The sequence below is a fragment of the Bradyrhizobium sp. CCGUVB1N3 genome, from assembly GCF_024199925.1.
Classification (GTDB): domain Bacteria; phylum Pseudomonadota; class Alphaproteobacteria; order Rhizobiales; family Xanthobacteraceae; genus Bradyrhizobium.
In genome coordinates, this window is record NZ_JANADR010000001.1 from 7444039 (window position 1) to 7458595 (window position 14557).

A 14557-nucleotide genomic window follows, 5' to 3' on the forward strand; every position below is an offset into this window, starting at 1 on the left:
ATGAAGATGATTTCAAATTTCAATGTTGCGCTCACGATCTGTCTCGAAAGCACCAAGATACCTAAGATCGGAGCGTAGCTCGCTCAACAGCCACGGCATCATACCGAATCTACGCCAACGTCTGCGTCGTGGATCAATCATCGAGCCCGGGCTGGCTGAACGCACCACAAAGCAAATCCAACGAGGTGTTCACACTTCGCGGTCGGGGTAGAAATCTATATCCGTACCTTCACCGACCTGCAGCCACAAAGCCGTAGTCCTTCAAACGGGCCCTTGCGAAACGACGGTGGCAAGAAAGCATGGTTCACCGGGAAGAGGTCGGGCGACGCTTCCCGACGATGATGCCGAGATCGCGCCGAAAGCCGAGCGCGACAACCAACTTCGCCACGACAAACATGGGTCCGACCAACAGGTGGGTCGGATTGTCGATCATTGCCGGCCGCCGGCGCTCGAACACCAAGTGCCCAATGATCAGCAATGCAACACCGAGCACAATTATGGCGGCAGTAAGCGACCACATCCCGACGGTCGTCACATGGTTGAGGATCACGGCGGCTGCTGCACGCAATGCGATCACAGCGGGAAGGATCGCGGCGCCAAGCTCGAAATCGAGCGCGAGCCAAAAGATCAGCACAGGCGTGAGCGCGATGGTCGCCACGCTGATCTGGATCTCGTATAGTGTGATGACCCAAAGACTGAGCGGAAGACTGGCAGCCAGGAACAAGAACAGGATGCCGAAGACGTGCATCGCGCAATTGTAGGGATCGCGACGATACTCCACGTAATCGGCGAGCAGCCGACGGAATGAGGAGTTCATCGCGCGCTCGCCTTGCTCGTTATGTCCGCGGCCACAGCGCAATTCATCGTTTGCCAAACGCATATGCTGGCCCACTGTCGAAAACATCTCCTGCGTAAGCGCAGGAAAGCCTCACGTCAAATCTACCAAAAACATCATACTTGGTAGATTCGTATAACCTGCTCTCTCGATGCTTGAACCTGTTCGATGGCGAAGACGGCGAACGCCGAACGTGCGTTTCGTGGTGGCCGGGCAAGACCGAGGAGCAAGACCGAGGAGTATGTGTGGTGCGCCCCTTCGATCCGCAGGAAGCAGCGCTCTTTGAACCGCGCAGCATGACACCGGGGACATCGAGTTTTCTCGTTTCGATCCGCGCGGCGTAACGACCAGAACTCGTCCGATTGGAACTCACGAGGCCGATCGAGCTGCCGGGAACTGTTCGCCGCGCAAGGGCCATCGGCACGTCGGCGGCTTCGTGAGAATAGAGGAGGGGGGAACGAAAATTCGAAAGCCGCGGAGAGACCGACGTGCCGGCGGGCAGGCAAGTCAAGTTCTCGCATCGGCGCTGCCGCGGTTGCGTCCGGACGGCGTGGCAAGAACGGCCTTGTATGGCAGAGCGCCGGCAATTCGAGCCATGAGTTGCCGCAGCCACCGGTGGGCGGCGGAATGATGCGTCCGGGACGTCCAGGTCATCCCGATCTGAAACGGCTCGGGGAAAGGACACGACGTGGCCACGACGGATTTGGCGATGTTCGAAGCGATGCGACTTGGCACCGTCGAAATCAGATCCGTGCTGGGGAGAATGTGGGTGAGATCAGAAATGCTCGGCACGGTGACCACCTGGTTGAGCGAGAGGCCGCGTTCATCCAATCCTCTGAGATAACCTGATCGCCAGGTGCCGCCATAAGTGACGACGGCGTGGCCCGCCTTGACATAGTCGTCGACACGCAGCCTCCTGCCGGCGAGCAGATGGCTGCGGTGCATGACGCACATATAGTGGTCATCCAGCAGATGGCGATGATAGAGGCTATCCTCATGCACGTCGTAGGGGCCGAGGAGAAGATCGGCTTCGCCGCGTTTGAGATACGCGATACCTTTGGCGCGCGCCGTCTTGATCTCCAGCAGCAGGCGCGGCGCCCGACGCCTGATCTCGGCGATGGTGCGCGGCAGAATGATCGAGCGTTCGTAATAGTTGCAGGCGATTGTCACCCGCCCGGACGCGCTTGCGGGATCGAAATCCGTCGGCTGCATCAGGCCCTCAAAACCTTCGAGCAGGCGGCTGGCACATTCGACGATCTCGATGCAGCGGGGCGTTGCTGCGATGCCGCCGCGCTGGCGCACGAACAGCTTGTCGCGGAACGCCGCGCGTAGCCGATCCATGGTGTAGCTGATCGTCGATTGATTGGTGCCGAGTGCTTCGGCGGCCTTCGAAAACGACCCCAGTTCCGACACCAGGCGCAAGGTACGGATCGCGGCAAAATCAATCGCGAATGGATCCCAATCCTTTGCCATCTCCTCAAGACTCTCCCGGCGAAAAACGATGCGATATCGAAAGAGTAGATAAGGGATATCAACTCTGTCCGATTGTTCGACAACCATTGCCAACGCAATCTGCTCGAAAGTGGGAGTTAAGACGGCAAGCCCGCGACCATCGACCGAACCATGGAGATAGCTGCCCGATGAACGCACCCAAACCCTTTCCGCTCAATGCCTGGTACGCGGCTGCATGGTGTCACGAGATCGCCCGCGAGCTTTCCGCCCGCACGATCTGCGGCAAGAACGTCGTGCTCTACCGCCGCACGGATGGCGCGATCACAGCGCTGGAGGATGCCTGCTGGCACCGGCTGCTGCCGTTGTCGCTCGGACATCTCAAGGGCGATGACGTCATGTGCGGCTATCACGGGCTGGTCTTCAATTCGGCCGGCCGCTGTTCCTACATGCCTGCACAGAAGACGATCAATCCGTCAGCTTGCGTGCGTGCCTATCCGGTCGCTGAGCGACATCGCCTGGTCTGGCTCTGGCCCGGCGATCCTGCGCTTGCGGACCCCGATAAAATTCCGGATTTTCACTGGAACGGTGGCACACAATGGGTTGGCGAGGGTGGCACGTTCTATCAGTTGAAATGCGACTATCGCCTGGTCGTCGACAACCTCATGGACCTTACGCACGAGACCTATGTGCACGCCGGCAGCATCGGCGACGAGGCGATCACGGCTGCGCCCTTCGATGTGACCCACACGGACAACACGGCGACGATGACGCGCTGGATGATCGACATCGAGCCGCCCCCGTTCTGGGGACGTCAGCTCGGACGGCCGGGCCGCGTCGATCGCTGGCAGATCGTGACGTTTCAGGCACCATCGGTCGTGGTCGGCGACGTCGGCGTCGCCCTGACAAATACGGGCGCGCCGCAAGGCGATCGTTCGCACGGCGTCAGCGGCGCGTTCTTGGCGGCGATCACGCCCGAAACCGAGACGACCTGCCACTATTTCTGGAACTTCGTCCGAAATTATCGGAAGGATGATGTGGAACTGACGAGAGCGCTCCAGCTCGCCCACGTCAATGGCGGGGCAGGCGTCTACGATCAGGATCACAGGATCTTGGAGGCGCAGCAGGCCGCCATCGACAAGAACCCGCGTTCGCCTTTTTACGATCTCAACATCGATGCGGGCGCGCTCTGGGCACGGCGGCTGATCGACCAGATGATGGCCGGCGAACAGGGCGGCGTGATCGAAGACGTTGCAGCTGAATAAGCGAAAAGTCATGGCCAAGCCGATGGAACGGATAAGTGCACGTCTTCGCGCCACGCGCGATCTCACGCCCAACGTCCGTCTTTTCGAGATCGAGCCGGATCGGCCGTTGATCAGGATAACACCTGGCAGTCACATCGACGTCGTCGTGCCGATTGACGGGCGGCCGCAGCTGCGTAGCTATTCGCTGGTAGGACCTTGCGGGGACGGGCTTTATCGCATCGCCGTCAAGCGGGTCGCTTCCAGCCGGGGCGGGTCGGCCGGCATGTGGCACCTCAAGACGGGCGAACGGTTCACGATCTCCGAGCCGAGGAACAGCTTTGAGTTGAGCTATGGCCGGCCCGAATATTTGCTGCTGGCCGGCGGCATCGGCATTACGCCGATCTACACAATGGCGCTGGCGCTGAAGCAAACGGGCGCGAAGTTTCGCCTGCTTTATGCAGCGCGCAGCCGTATCGACCTGGCGTTCGCGGAAGAACTTGCCCGCTACATCGGCGAACGGCTCCAGATCTTTGTCAGTGAAGAGGGACAGCGCATCGATATCGCCGGCGAGATCGCCAAGCTGGATCCGCGCGGCGAGCTCTATGTGTGTGGCCCATTCGGGATGTTGGAGGCGGCAAAGCGCTTGTGGCGCGAAGCGGGCAGGCCCGCGCCGCACCTCCGCTATGAGACGTTTGGCAATGGCGGCAACATTGCGGATGCGCCGTTCAAGATCAGGATTCCCAGGTTGGGTCTGGAAATCGACGTCCCTGCCAATCGCTCCATGCTAGAGGCGCTTGAAGATGCTGGCGTCGAGATGATCTTCGGTTGCCGGCGCGGAGAATGCGGCCTCTGCGTCCTGCCGATCTTGGAGCCGTCTGCCCAAGTCGATCATCGTGACGTCTTCTTCAGCAGTGAAGAGCGCGCGATGAACAGCAAGCTCTGCACCTGTGTCTCGCGCGCGGCCGGCGGTAGCTTAACCGTCGATACGCCCGATCGAACGCAGATCCGGCGTCATGGCTCTGACGCCAGCGTGGTCTAGGACGTGGCGCCGCAAGACCGCCATACTCTGTTTGACCTTCTCACACTTCGAGGCGTCGCGGCAGAACGAGCCGCGGTAGCTAGAACTCAATAAATTCCGTCTCTGGCCATCAATGCGGTTGCGTGGACATCTTGTTGGCGACGGCAACGATCACGAGAATGGGCGGTCCGCGATTCAGCATGCGCATGAGCCGCACATTTGGCGAGCCTTTGCCCATTGCCCAACGCACCGCCCCGCTCGCTGCAATCGGCCCAATTCCCGGCCGTCATCAGGGGCTTGGCTTCGGCAACATGGCTTTGGAACTGCTCTTCGGAGCTATCCTCGCGAGATCTGGCCGTGCGTTCGGCGGCGAGCGACAGGACTTCGTCTCGGAAGCTTTCAGTCTACTGGCTGCTGAAGGCCAGCGACCTGATCACGGCTCCCTGGCTCCGGACTTCGGAGGTCTCACTGATGGTGTCACCACTGGGCGCTCTACGTGAGACGCACCAACTACAATTGTCGAGCTGCCTGCGTCGACCAGTGCTCCGCTTCAGCAAACGGATAGCCTGGGTGGTCGCTAAGCGCCGTGGTCAACAAGGACTTACAGAACCCAGGCGTGAGCTTGCCGCGGTGAACCACGACGTTCTCATGACCCGTCGCGGCCTGGGCGTTCTGCCACTGCCGATTGTAGCCGCGCTGTTCATTGGACTTGACGTGGCAAGCGGAGAAGTCGGCGTCATCAAGCGTCGCCAACTGCCGCGCGTGTACCGGCTGCTTCGTATGGATGTGCACCCACATCGGATTCGGAATTGCACCATTGCGCAGCGCCCTGGGTTGCAGCTTGATCTCAAACAGCGCCCCTGGCTCACCCTTTAACGCGCGCGGTACATCCGCAGGCGCCAATTCCTCGGCCGCCCGCAAGTGTTCAAGGTATTTCTGCGACGGAAAGGCGTAGGTCTTCATGCAATCAATCCTCGTCGTGGCCTTTCGCTCGTTCAAAGCCTTGGCCAGCCCCTGGGCCTCGGACCCCATCACCTTGAGCCGGACTATTTTGTCGTGCACTTCGCGCAACTGCACAGGCGTGAGTAGACCGCGCCGGCGAGGCTCCTCCAACGCGGCCACACAGGCCTGCATCTCCGTGGCCTGGGTCTGCAGGCGCTTGACCACGGTGTCCACGACGTGGTCGGCGTCCTCGGTTTTCATCTGGCGCACTTGCGAGGCGGTCCTTTGCTGACCAGCCAGATCAAACTGCAAAAGTTCGTCCAAACGCTTGAGGAGTGGCGTCAGTGCCTCCATCGAGGGCGGGGCCTGCCAGATTGCCAAGTGCGTCGCCGACGATGATGCGTTCGCATGCGCCTCCTCTGCGCTCACGAGCTTCTTCGTTCCTAGATCCGAGAGCACGAGAACCTTGGCTGCTGGCGCCGTCTCGGACGTAGCGACCTGCGGCTGCGTCCGCCCGGCCGCCGAACTCCCGGCGCCAGCGGCCGGCGTGCGCTTGCCTTTCCCCTTCCTGCGCGCTGTTGTGCCTTCCGCCACTGCAGCATCGCCGGTCGTGTTGGTCGGTATCGCAGCCCGAGCGTCGGCCGGCGGTGCAATGTTGGCTGCGGTCTTCGGCTGCAGTGCCAGGAAGCGCATCGCCTCGTCCGCAGTGACCCACGCGCCTTCCACGATCTTACCCAAGAGCTCCAGTGGGAGATCGGCACCTGTTCCGACATCGCTTAGCTTGGCACCGATGTCATGCAACGCCGACGCAAACTCCGAAAGCCGCTCCATGACTCCTTCCAGAACTGCACAGTGCTCTGCATCGAGTGCGCGTCCTTTGCTGTTTAGAACGGCATCGGCCGTCGAGACGAATGCAGGAAAAACATCCTCGATGAAGGTTCCCAGCAGACGCACCCGCCCGTTCTCACCCATAAGGATTTCCCTCAAGGCTGGTTCGAACGTGCTCGCCTGCGGCTCAATCATGACCTGCGCGAGAGCGATCCGCGATTGCAGATGCATGCACTTCGTATTGAGTGCCCAGCCGGTGTGCAGCCGCAGTGCCGCCTCTTCGGCCTGCCGCATATCGGCCGTTGTACCTGGTAGGTTGGCGGTGGCGGCGCAGACTGACTGCATCCGTTCCGAGCGCAATGCCTTCTTTCCCCACCACGTCATGCAGGCCGCATAGCGGTCCGCCACACTGGAAACCGCTCGGCTCAGCTGGTCGGAGGGAGCGTTGGATCGGCGCATCCGGTCGAGCACGGTGGCCGCACTCTTTCTGCTCTGCTCCAAGGTGTAGATAGTCTGGGTGGCCAGCGTGTTGCATTGGTCCGCCGCTTGGAGCACCTCGTCGCGGAACCGGCGAGCCCGATCATCGGACAGAACCCTGCGCGCCACATGCGGGGGCAGGGTCGTGCGGTAGTCCAGAACTTTTGCGCCTGCCTTGACGAGCTGGTCGATCCGCTCTTGCGCCTCCGACGAGTTCCGCAACACTTGCGTGGCTGCACTACGGCAAGTGTCAAGTTCCTCAAGCAGGCCGTCCATTTGTCGCTTTGCTGCCTCGATCTCGTCGCCTGTCGCCGAAATGGGGACCTCCGTACCCGGAGTTCGCGGCTGGCTGGGCACCGGCGCCGTTCTGTCTTGAGGCCCAGAGCGCATCCGCTCCAAGACGGAATCGAACGATTGGCTACCTTCCCCAGCGGCAAGATCTGATTCCGAGCGCGAACTGCTCGATCCCGACGTGCTGTCCGCTCTAGCAGCCTCAACCTGCGACTTGAAAGGCCGCACCCGGCCAATGCGCGTCATATCCACCTCCGATCCAGGCGATAATGCGAAGCCTATCAAGATAGACCGCCTGGCTGACCATTAGCTGACGAAAAGCATTCTCGCGGATGCACAAAAAAGAATCCGAATCATCGTGGCCTCCAATTCCATGGAAGATCCCGTGGTCTTGAGTCTTCTGCCCGGCAGACACCGCGTCCTGATCGCAAGCAGGCCATCAGTTCGCGGCGCAGCACTGCCGGCGCTGAACGAAGCCGGACTGGTGTAGCCCCCGGCAGGTACTGGACGTACGTACGGCGGAGTGCCAGTGGTGCCGTCGCGCTCCAGTTGGCCGCGCGGCGTTCCCGTTCACGAGGATGTTCGATCGAAGACCTGGCGGTTCAGCGCCGCCCTTTCACAGCCGCTGCCCGGATGCGAACCAGTTCGTGATAAGTTGAGGCTTGATCGCAGCGGCAAATAGGTCATCCAGTTAAGCTGTGGTCGGTCAGCCATCATCTAAATCGGGACCGTGCGCGATGTGCTTTCGCAGGTATCTGGAACATAGGCCAACTGCACCTCGCGAGCAGTCGGGGCCTGGCGAGCCCCTCAGCCGCATCGTCGAAGACCTGCCGCGCCTCGTCCAATTGGGTGACCGCTCTCGCAACCCACATCAAGTAGCCTCGGCCCGATTGATGGAGGTCGATCCTCGAGGTTGCTCGGTCGAAATCTGGCAGCAAGCTCATGAGCGCTCGATGTGCGGCCGCTTGCGCAGTTTTCCGAATTTGCGACAGCGGCAAGAGCTTCGCGATCATCGCCGTACCGCCTTGATGGCTCTCTCTTCAAGACAGAGATCGTCGCTCAATGGCTGCTTCCTGTTACTTCGTGGCGCTAGCTCAGACCGACGGCTCCAGGCGGCCCTCCGTGAGCGGTCGACGTAGCTGCTTGGTCGCAACCGCTGCCCAACGGCAATGTCGCCTTTTCCCGCACGCTCTTTCTTTCTCTGCGCCGAAACCTGCCGCCTTCTTGTGTTGCAAAGCGAGGTCTGCCACGTCTTTTCCCGCTTAAGTCTGTGTTCAGCGCTCGGACGCACCTCGCCTCGTTGGCTTGATCTGGCCGAAGACCGGCTGCGCCTCGATCGTCTGAGACGCAATGCCGCCGGTGAGACTTTCTTCCCCTGGGCTAACGCCCATTCCTCGCGAGACAAGAAAGTCTCCCCGCCGGCATCCTCCGCCTAACGCTCCGGCCCGCGGAAAGACGCGGGTGCGTCGCCGATCGTCTTCGGCTGTCAGATCGCCATCGAGGCCGCGGTGGTCGCGGGGCTCGACACAAACCAAGGAGAAGTGACATGGCTACCATCGGTTCTTTCAAGAAGGTCGGCTCCGATTTCCAGGGCGAGATCGTCACGCTGAGCCTGCAGGCCAGGGGCGTCCGCATCGTCGCCGAGGCCAACCGCTCAAACGAGAACGCTCCCAGCCACCGCGTCTATGTGGGCCGGGCAGAAATCGGGGCGGCCTGGTCCAAGCGCTCCGAGGAAGGCCGCGACTACCTCTCGCTCAAGCTCGATGACCCCTCGTTCAACGCGCCGATCTACGCCAACCTCTTCGACGATGAAGACGGCGAAGGCTGTACGCTGCTCTGGTCGCGGCCGCGCAAGACCGGCGAGTAAGCCTCACAACACCTACGCCCCGCCCGATCTACTCGGGCGGGGCGTTCTTTGACGCCAGCAGAAAAAATGGCCCAGACCGCCGGATTGATCCGCAATCGATCGGATTTATGAATTTCGCTTCGCGATCTTGGGACGTGCTTTGCAAAATTCTTCGTCAGGCAAGACAAGGTCGACGTGACTGACGCCCAGCGTGCTTGCGAGCTCGAACAGCGTCACTACAGTCGGATTGCGCTGACCACACTCCAACTTGCTGATGTATTGTTGAGTGAAGCCGGAGGCCTCGGCGAATTTCTCCTGCGTGAAGCCCTTCCGCTTCCGCAGCTTTAAGAAATTCCGGCCCACCAACTGGCGCATGTCCATCTGCGCAAGTTGCGTCTTTACATACTAGGAGGTTTATCGCCTATAATATGTATTCTCGGGTTGGGACCGAACCAGGGAATAGAGCTAAGGTGCGACCTTCAGCGAGCAAGCCCCGCGCGTCGAGTCGCCACCGACACGTTTGTTCTCATACTTTGCGGGATTCTCATGCAAACGCCTCTTGACCCCGATGTCGCGGACTTGGCGCCCACAGATGCGGCGCTGACGTCATATGATGAGCAGCATCTGGTGACGTATTGGCGGCTCCTCGATGCCGAGGCCGATGGCGCTGATTGGAGCGAAGTAGCCAGGATCGTGTTGCATATCGATCCGGATCGCGAGCCAGGGCGCGCTCGCAGTGCATTCGACAGCCATTTGGCACGCGCAAAATGGATGGCGGACCAGGGCTACCGCGACCTGCTTCGCGTTGGCGCTCCCAAATAGCAAAAAATCATCGTCTGGATTGCATAAGGAGAAAGAATTTCTCCCGTTGATGGCGTGATCGACTATGTGCATCACGCGTGATGCACAATTCGTGGCTTCCATAACAACCCCAGGCTTTATAGACACTGCGCCGCAATTTCGATTTTGCGGGAGATCACAGCAGTGTCTAAATTCGACTGGCGCTCACCGGCGTCGTATCAGAGCGTCAAAGATGGCGAGACGTCGGATTTCGCCTGGGAAATCCTCCGTCGCAATCCCAAGTATCAAGCTGACTATCGGAACACGGTTTCGAAACACGGGCAGGTGACTCCGGAATTTCGGAGGAGATGGGGCCTCTGCTTTCGCTCATGACCCGCAGAGGTCCTTTCATCAGCAGGCCATCTTCTGGGCGCCGGAGGCTTTACCGGCGGTGTTACCGATCGTTCGGAGCGCTTCCGGCTCGGATATCGTTGCCGCTGCGCTTGCGCTTGCCGAACCTGCATCGGACAGGATCAGAAAGGCAGCGGATGGTTGGCATGTTGTATTGCGCATTCACGGAGCCAAACATCATCTGTGGCTGAAACAGGCCCCGCAGTTCGGTGCCACTTATGCATTCGAACTGCCGCCTGACGCGTTTGAGATCCGTGCCCATGCCGCAAATCGGTTGTTGCGTGCGATCAACGGTCGCCCGACAGGACCTCCGTTTCATCATCTATCGGTACAACGACGTAAGCGATTGGCGCTGGCGCTGCGCGCGCTCGATGGATGCATGGATGGCGCCTCCTATCGTGCCATCGCCGAGGTGTTGTTTGGTTCAAGACGCGTCTCCGAGCGCGCCTGGAAAACCCACGACCTGCGCAGCCGAGTTATTCGCCTGGTTAAGGCGGGTTTGGCGCTGATGCGCCGCGGCTATCGTGCCTTGCTCCGTCCTGCGTCTCGCAAAAAATCGTGAGGCGAAAATCATTGCTCAACCTGCGAGAGGAGTTCTTTAAAGCATGATCCGGACCCGAAGGGCCGCGTTAGCGCAAAGTGTGAAGCGGTTTTCCGTCGCGACAAACGCGGAACGCGTTTGCGCGGAGATCATGCGCAAACAATAACCTAAAGCGCGATGACGATTCATCCTAATCTCATCGCGCTTTAGTGCCATCGTGACGGAACCTGGGATGCAAGTCTTGGCGTGTTGCGGAGCCATCGCTGGGTGCCGCGACACGCTGCGGGTTCATTTCGCTTGCAGTAAGCAAACGTCAGCTCTGACGCCAGACTGGCTGGACTGGGTAGGTCGGCCGAGGTCAAGACCTCGGACGCGCTGAGGTTCCCTGAAATTTAGCGAGCTCAATTGTAGAAGAGCGGCTTGTGCATTGCCTATGCGCCTGGCGCTCGGGAAATTCTGACGAGAGCAAGCGAGCAATCGTTCTGACCTGTACCGGATACCTCGGCCATCTCTGTCTCAAATCTCGCAAGCGGTTCTCTAATGTCAGTTTTCTTGCGCATGATAGCTGGAGCGGTGTCTCAGATTGCGATCTGAAATGACGAGGTCTGCCCGAGCCGCATGATCTTGCCCCCGCAATGTCATCATGCTGGCACGCCTTCACGAATGGCCTCCCGCCAGCGCATCTCGATCGGCCTTCGTAGCCGTGAGTTCCTCATTCAACTGCGCCGCGATCGAATTTGCCATCCGCAAATTCTCTTCCTTCTTGGTCGCGGCCAGACGTTGCGCTTGCTGAAATACCGAGGGCCCGAAAGCCAACGAGGAGTTTTCCTCAGCTTGCCGACCAATACTGTCCAGCTCGGCGCCATCAGCGGGGATGTCGAATGGCCTCCCTGTCTTGCCGTCCAGAAAATCCCAGCAGGTCCGAAACAAGTGGCGATAGCCTTCCGTTGCTTCTGGCCCCTTATCAACGACGCCGGCTTGCTTTGCGAACTGAAGGTCCTGCTCATAGCCGAGCTCTATCAAGAGCTTCGCCCCAACCAGGTTCGTCACGACCTGCATCTCTTCGATGCTCAAGTCAGTTTGCCAAGCCTGCACTGAGCGTTCATCGACGGCCTTTCTCTCCAGGATCTTGCGATCCCCGAAAGCGCTGGACCGGAGATAGTCCGTTTGCCCCATCGGCGCCGATCCCATCTCGGTCGGAGTGTAACCAAGGCCGGCAAGCACGCGCCGAATTTCCTCGTCGGAGTGCGCCACAAGGACCTCGTAATGTACCACCTGCGTCTGAGGTCGACTGCGGTACGCTGCCAACGCGGGCAGGCCCAGAACGAGGTCGGCGAGAGAAGATGCGATTGCGGGCGTGGGCTGGCCCAACGCAATATCGGCGAGACACGATGCGATCGCGGACGGAGAACTTGCGGCCAGGAGAGGGACGCCCCACGTCGATTTCAGTGATGCGGCAATAGCGTAGGGGTTACGCATGAGAACGAGTCGCGGTGCCTCCGGATAGAGGGAATCCAAGAAGTCGAGCACCGTCCAATAGCGCGGCGTCTTGTCGATGAGGGTGCGTTTGCCTGCAGCGGCCAAATACCGGCCATAAGCTGCATCGGCAAAAGCGCGGGTAACGATCGTTCGATCTATTCGTCCCAAGAACTCCGAGGTTGCGGTGTGAACCAGTGATGCGCCGGCTGGGTGACGGTGGTCGACTTTACCGAAGGCCTCAAGTGCCAACATGAGCCAGGGCTCAGGCGGAGCCAAAATATCCGGGTGCCGCTGAAGCAAATGCGCTAGCAGCGTCGTCCCCGAGCGCGGAAGACCGAGAAGAAAGCACAGTGCAGGCGAATGGCTTGCATCGTGGTTCATCATTCAACATCCCATCCTTGGCCAGACCGAGCGTCCGTCCTGAACCCTTCGTCCGGTCGAAAGAAACATCGCCAGCAATGGTGATCCAGATGGGTTTCAACCATCCCCATCCTGAAGTGACGTGTCATCCGCGAGGATGACATCATGCCGCGACAACCATCCGATCACATTGTGGTCGCGCTCTGGCGTATTCGCTGCATGATCACCACTGCGGGCTTCGGATCGACGCAAGCGCGGCACGTCCGATTAAGGCATTGCGTACAGAGATTGTTGGTAGTTCAGCGTTGTTGCGGACAGATTGCATCTTGTATCGCTCCCAATTGCAGCGGATCTCGAAGACGAGCCTATCCATGTTTCGCACGATCTGGGTGCCATGAACTCAATCCAGTAAGCCAGCCACAGCACTGGACCCGCAATCTGCTGCGACCAATTTCCTTGCGAGGTCAGAGCTTTCAAAGCATCGCTCAGTCGCACGGAGCTAAGCGGTATAGAGAGCCTCTGAAAACCCATAACGTGGTTTATTGGAAATAGGTGGCTGCGCGACAGAGGAAGTCCGTCGCTTCGAGCCGGCACGATGCCGTTCACGTCGCTAGCCAAAGAAGACGGTCGCAATGGGCAGGTGTCGGCCGATGCTCGCCGCAAACGTTAGAGTGCTTCCCAGAAGCCTTGGCAAAGATGATAATCGGTCCATTTCGGTGTTTGCCAACCTGACCCGCATTATCCGCCACGCTTGAGATCGGCGGAAATCAATAGTTTTGATCGAACACATCCAGAGCGTGGATTGATGCCGTATCGTTCAACGACCCCCGTATCTGAAAGAGACACGGCAATCAGTTCTGTGCGCGTTATCCAGTCAAGCTGCCGCTCGATGCAGCTTTCGATACCGGCGCAGACGCCTTATATCGTCCGTGGGCGCACAATCGCGCGCCGCCCACCTGGACCTCTGTTCATTTACCCCAGCGCCGCGAAGGTTTGAGGTTGATGCTGCGAGCCGTCGAAGGACACATCGATGCCCACCGCTCCATCGCACAATTGGTGTTCGACCTCGAACGATTCCTCAGCGCGCCTCTAAACCCACGAGCGACCCAGCTGACTATCGCTTTGCGTCACCTGTTTGGGCTGAGGTGCGGAGATCGACGGATGGTGCTCTGCCTGTCATCTCGCAAGGAACGGAGCAGGGGTGCCGAAAATCATCCCCGCATCTTCGGCATCCCCTTAAGTGCTTCTACTCCGCCATCATGCTCGTCGGCGCGCGATCAGACGCGCGAGCCCTCCAGATGAGCACGGAGCCCCTCAAATGCCCGACCCGACCGCCGGCTTGCCGCCGCGATACTTACGAACCCCCGAAGCGGCACGCTTTCTCGGCCTGTCCGGCCGAACTTTGGAAAAGCATCGCACCTATGGCACCGGGCCGACCTATCGCAAGCTCGGTGGGCGCGTTGTTTATGCGCTTGAAGACCTAAAAGCCTGGGTGGACCGCGGAGCAAAGAAATCAACCAGCGATCCCGGCATAGGCACGGTCTTGCCTGCAAAGCGGCATGGACCCACTCCGTATGCGGGCAAGGAGCGGCGCTGATCCATGTCGAACAACACATGCTCTGCTTATCGCCAACGTCACTCGGAGCGCGGTCAACTCAGATCTGTTTCGCTCATTGTCCGGCGATCTCATGCCGCGCGATGCGCCAGACCTGACGGCATGTCCGATCTTCTCGCCCAAAAAGTCGAAACGGATTGTGCCGATCGAGCTCCGCGCCGGGACAATCATGACTCGTATGGAGCCTGTGCAGGAACATGGCATGGAGCCGATTTGGGATGCGGGCGTTGTGACCTTGGCCGCTTTGCAGATTACCGAGGCTCGAGAAGCCGGCTTGAAACCATCCGGGTTGATGAAACCACCTCATACGAGATCCTGACCTACTTAGATCGCGGCTCCAGCCTGCGCGACTGCGAACGTCAAGGCAGCACTCGGCCGGCTGCAATCAGTAAGGTCATGAACGCGATTTGTCGGCCGACCGAGCGCCGCCAGCATCGCTTC

At 59.8% G+C, this 14557-nt stretch carries 13 protein-coding genes; 8 read left to right on the forward strand and 5 right to left on the reverse strand.

Annotated features, from left to right (window positions below; all coding sequences use genetic code 11):
* Positions 1 to 304: 304 nt before the first annotated feature.
* Both NLM33_RS35485 and NLM33_RS35490 read right to left on the reverse strand, forming a co-directional pair.
* A complete protein-coding gene (locus NLM33_RS35485; RefSeq protein ID WP_254103131.1) occupies positions 305 to 817 on the reverse strand; it encodes an Mpo1-like protein in 513 nt (170 codons plus the stop codon).
* Between the two features lie 525 nt (positions 818 to 1342).
* The gene (locus NLM33_RS35490) at positions 1343 to 2308 is read right to left on the reverse strand and encodes a LysR family transcriptional regulator (RefSeq protein WP_254103132.1); all 966 of its coding nucleotides are present in this window, start codon (positions 2306 to 2308) and stop codon (positions 1343 to 1345) included.
* A gap of 167 nt (positions 2309 to 2475) precedes the next feature.
* Between NLM33_RS35490 and NLM33_RS35495 the strand changes: the two genes are divergently transcribed.
* Together NLM33_RS35495 and NLM33_RS35500 are read left to right on the forward strand one after the other, a co-directional pair.
* Positions 2476 to 3549, forward strand: coding sequence for an aromatic ring-hydroxylating dioxygenase subunit alpha (locus tag NLM33_RS35495; RefSeq protein ID WP_254103133.1), 1074 nt, complete (start codon positions 2476 to 2478; stop codon positions 3547 to 3549).
* Between the two features lie 10 nt (positions 3550 to 3559).
* The gene (locus NLM33_RS35500) at positions 3560 to 4567 is read left to right on the forward strand and encodes a PDR/VanB family oxidoreductase (RefSeq protein ID WP_254103134.1); all 1008 of its coding nucleotides are present in this window, start codon (positions 3560 to 3562) and stop codon (positions 4565 to 4567) included.
* Between the two features lie 489 nt (positions 4568 to 5056).
* Here NLM33_RS35500 and NLM33_RS35505 read toward each other — a convergent pair whose 3' ends face one another.
* Entirely contained in the window at positions 5057 to 7330 is a 2274-nt protein-coding gene (locus tag NLM33_RS35505) for a hypothetical protein (protein ID WP_254103135.1), read from the reverse strand.
* Positions 7331 to 8630: 1300 nt separating this feature from the next.
* Between NLM33_RS35505 and NLM33_RS35510 the strand changes: the two genes are divergently transcribed.
* Positions 8631 to 8951, forward strand: coding sequence for a DUF736 domain-containing protein (locus NLM33_RS35510; RefSeq protein ID WP_254103129.1), 321 nt, complete (start codon positions 8631 to 8633; stop codon positions 8949 to 8951).
* A 105-nt stretch (positions 8952 to 9056) separates the two neighbouring features.
* On the opposite strand, the gene NLM33_RS35515 is transcribed toward NLM33_RS35510, so the two are convergent.
* The gene (locus tag NLM33_RS35515; protein WP_254103136.1) at positions 9057 to 9311 is read right to left on the reverse strand and encodes a helix-turn-helix domain-containing protein; all 255 of its coding nucleotides are present in this window, start codon (positions 9309 to 9311) and stop codon (positions 9057 to 9059) included.
* A gap of 165 nt (positions 9312 to 9476) precedes the next feature.
* Here NLM33_RS35515 and NLM33_RS35520 point away from each other — a divergent pair, with 165 nt between their 5' ends.
* The 3 genes from NLM33_RS35520 (at position 9477) to NLM33_RS35530 (ending at position 10683) form a co-directional block, all read left to right on the forward strand.
* Complete coding sequence (locus NLM33_RS35520; protein ID WP_254103137.1) at positions 9477 to 9752, forward strand: DNA -binding domain-containing protein; 276 nt, start codon at positions 9477 to 9479, stop codon at positions 9750 to 9752.
* 162 nt (positions 9753 to 9914) lie between these two features.
* Positions 9915 to 10103 carry a transcriptional regulator domain-containing protein gene (locus NLM33_RS35525; protein WP_084801356.1) on the forward strand — a complete coding sequence of 63 codons (189 nt, stop codon included), beginning with the start codon at positions 9915 to 9917 and terminating at the stop codon, positions 10101 to 10103.
* A 58-nt stretch (positions 10104 to 10161) separates the two neighbouring features.
* A complete protein-coding gene (locus NLM33_RS35530) occupies positions 10162 to 10683 on the forward strand; it encodes a DUF2285 domain-containing protein (protein ID WP_254103138.1) in 522 nt (173 codons plus the stop codon).
* 636 nt (positions 10684 to 11319) lie between these two features.
* On the opposite strand, the gene NLM33_RS35535 is transcribed toward NLM33_RS35530, so the two are convergent.
* The gene (locus tag NLM33_RS35535; RefSeq protein ID WP_305880498.1) at positions 11320 to 12522 is read right to left on the reverse strand and encodes a sulfotransferase; all 1203 of its coding nucleotides are present in this window, start codon (positions 12520 to 12522) and stop codon (positions 11320 to 11322) included.
* 1297 nt (positions 12523 to 13819) lie between these two features.
* On the opposite strand from NLM33_RS35535, the gene NLM33_RS35540 reads away from it, so the two are divergent.
* Both NLM33_RS35540 and NLM33_RS49805 read left to right on the forward strand, forming a co-directional pair.
* Positions 13820 to 14098: an AlpA family transcriptional regulator gene (locus NLM33_RS35540; RefSeq protein ID WP_254103139.1), complete on the forward strand. Its 279-nt coding sequence runs from the start codon at positions 13820 to 13822 to the stop codon at positions 14096 to 14098.
* A gap of 91 nt (positions 14099 to 14189) precedes the next feature.
* On the forward strand, positions 14190 to 14435 hold the full coding sequence (locus tag NLM33_RS49805) for a replication initiator protein A (protein ID WP_371930023.1): 246 nt from the start codon (positions 14190 to 14192) through the stop codon (positions 14433 to 14435).
* Positions 14436 to 14557 lie beyond the last annotated feature (122 nt).

What these genes read in the sequence shown, in the direction of transcription:
- NLM33_RS35495 (WP_254103133.1), top strand. Translation starts at nt 2,476, where the DNA reads ATGAACGCACCCAAACCCTTTCCGCTCAATGCCTGGTACGCGGCTGCA.
- NLM33_RS35535 (WP_305880498.1), bottom strand. Translation starts at nt 12,522, where the DNA reads ATGAACCACGATGCAAGCCATTCGCCTGCACTGTGCTTTCTTCTCGGT.
- NLM33_RS35485 (WP_254103131.1), bottom strand. Translation starts at nt 817, where the DNA reads ATGAACTCCTCATTCCGTCGGCTGCTCGCCGATTACGTGGAGTATCGT.
- NLM33_RS35540 (WP_254103139.1), top strand. Translation starts at nt 13,820, where the DNA reads ATGCCCGACCCGACCGCCGGCTTGCCGCCGCGATACTTACGAACCCCC.
- NLM33_RS35505 (WP_254103135.1), bottom strand. Translation starts at nt 7,330, where the DNA reads ATGACGCGCATTGGCCGGGTGCGGCCTTTCAAGTCGCAGGTTGAGGCT.
- NLM33_RS35515 (WP_254103136.1), bottom strand. Translation starts at nt 9,311, where the DNA reads ATGGACATGCGCCAGTTGGTGGGCCGGAATTTCTTAAAGCTGCGGAAG.
- NLM33_RS35500 (WP_254103134.1), top strand. Translation starts at nt 3,560, where the DNA reads ATGGCCAAGCCGATGGAACGGATAAGTGCACGTCTTCGCGCCACGCGC.
- NLM33_RS35520 (WP_254103137.1), top strand. Translation starts at nt 9,477, where the DNA reads ATGCAAACGCCTCTTGACCCCGATGTCGCGGACTTGGCGCCCACAGAT.
- NLM33_RS35490 (WP_254103132.1), bottom strand. Translation starts at nt 2,308, where the DNA reads ATGGCAAAGGATTGGGATCCATTCGCGATTGATTTTGCCGCGATCCGT.
- NLM33_RS49805 (WP_371930023.1), top strand. Translation starts at nt 14,190, where the DNA reads ATGCCGCGCGATGCGCCAGACCTGACGGCATGTCCGATCTTCTCGCCC.
- NLM33_RS35510 (WP_254103129.1), top strand. Translation starts at nt 8,631, where the DNA reads ATGGCTACCATCGGTTCTTTCAAGAAGGTCGGCTCCGATTTCCAGGGC.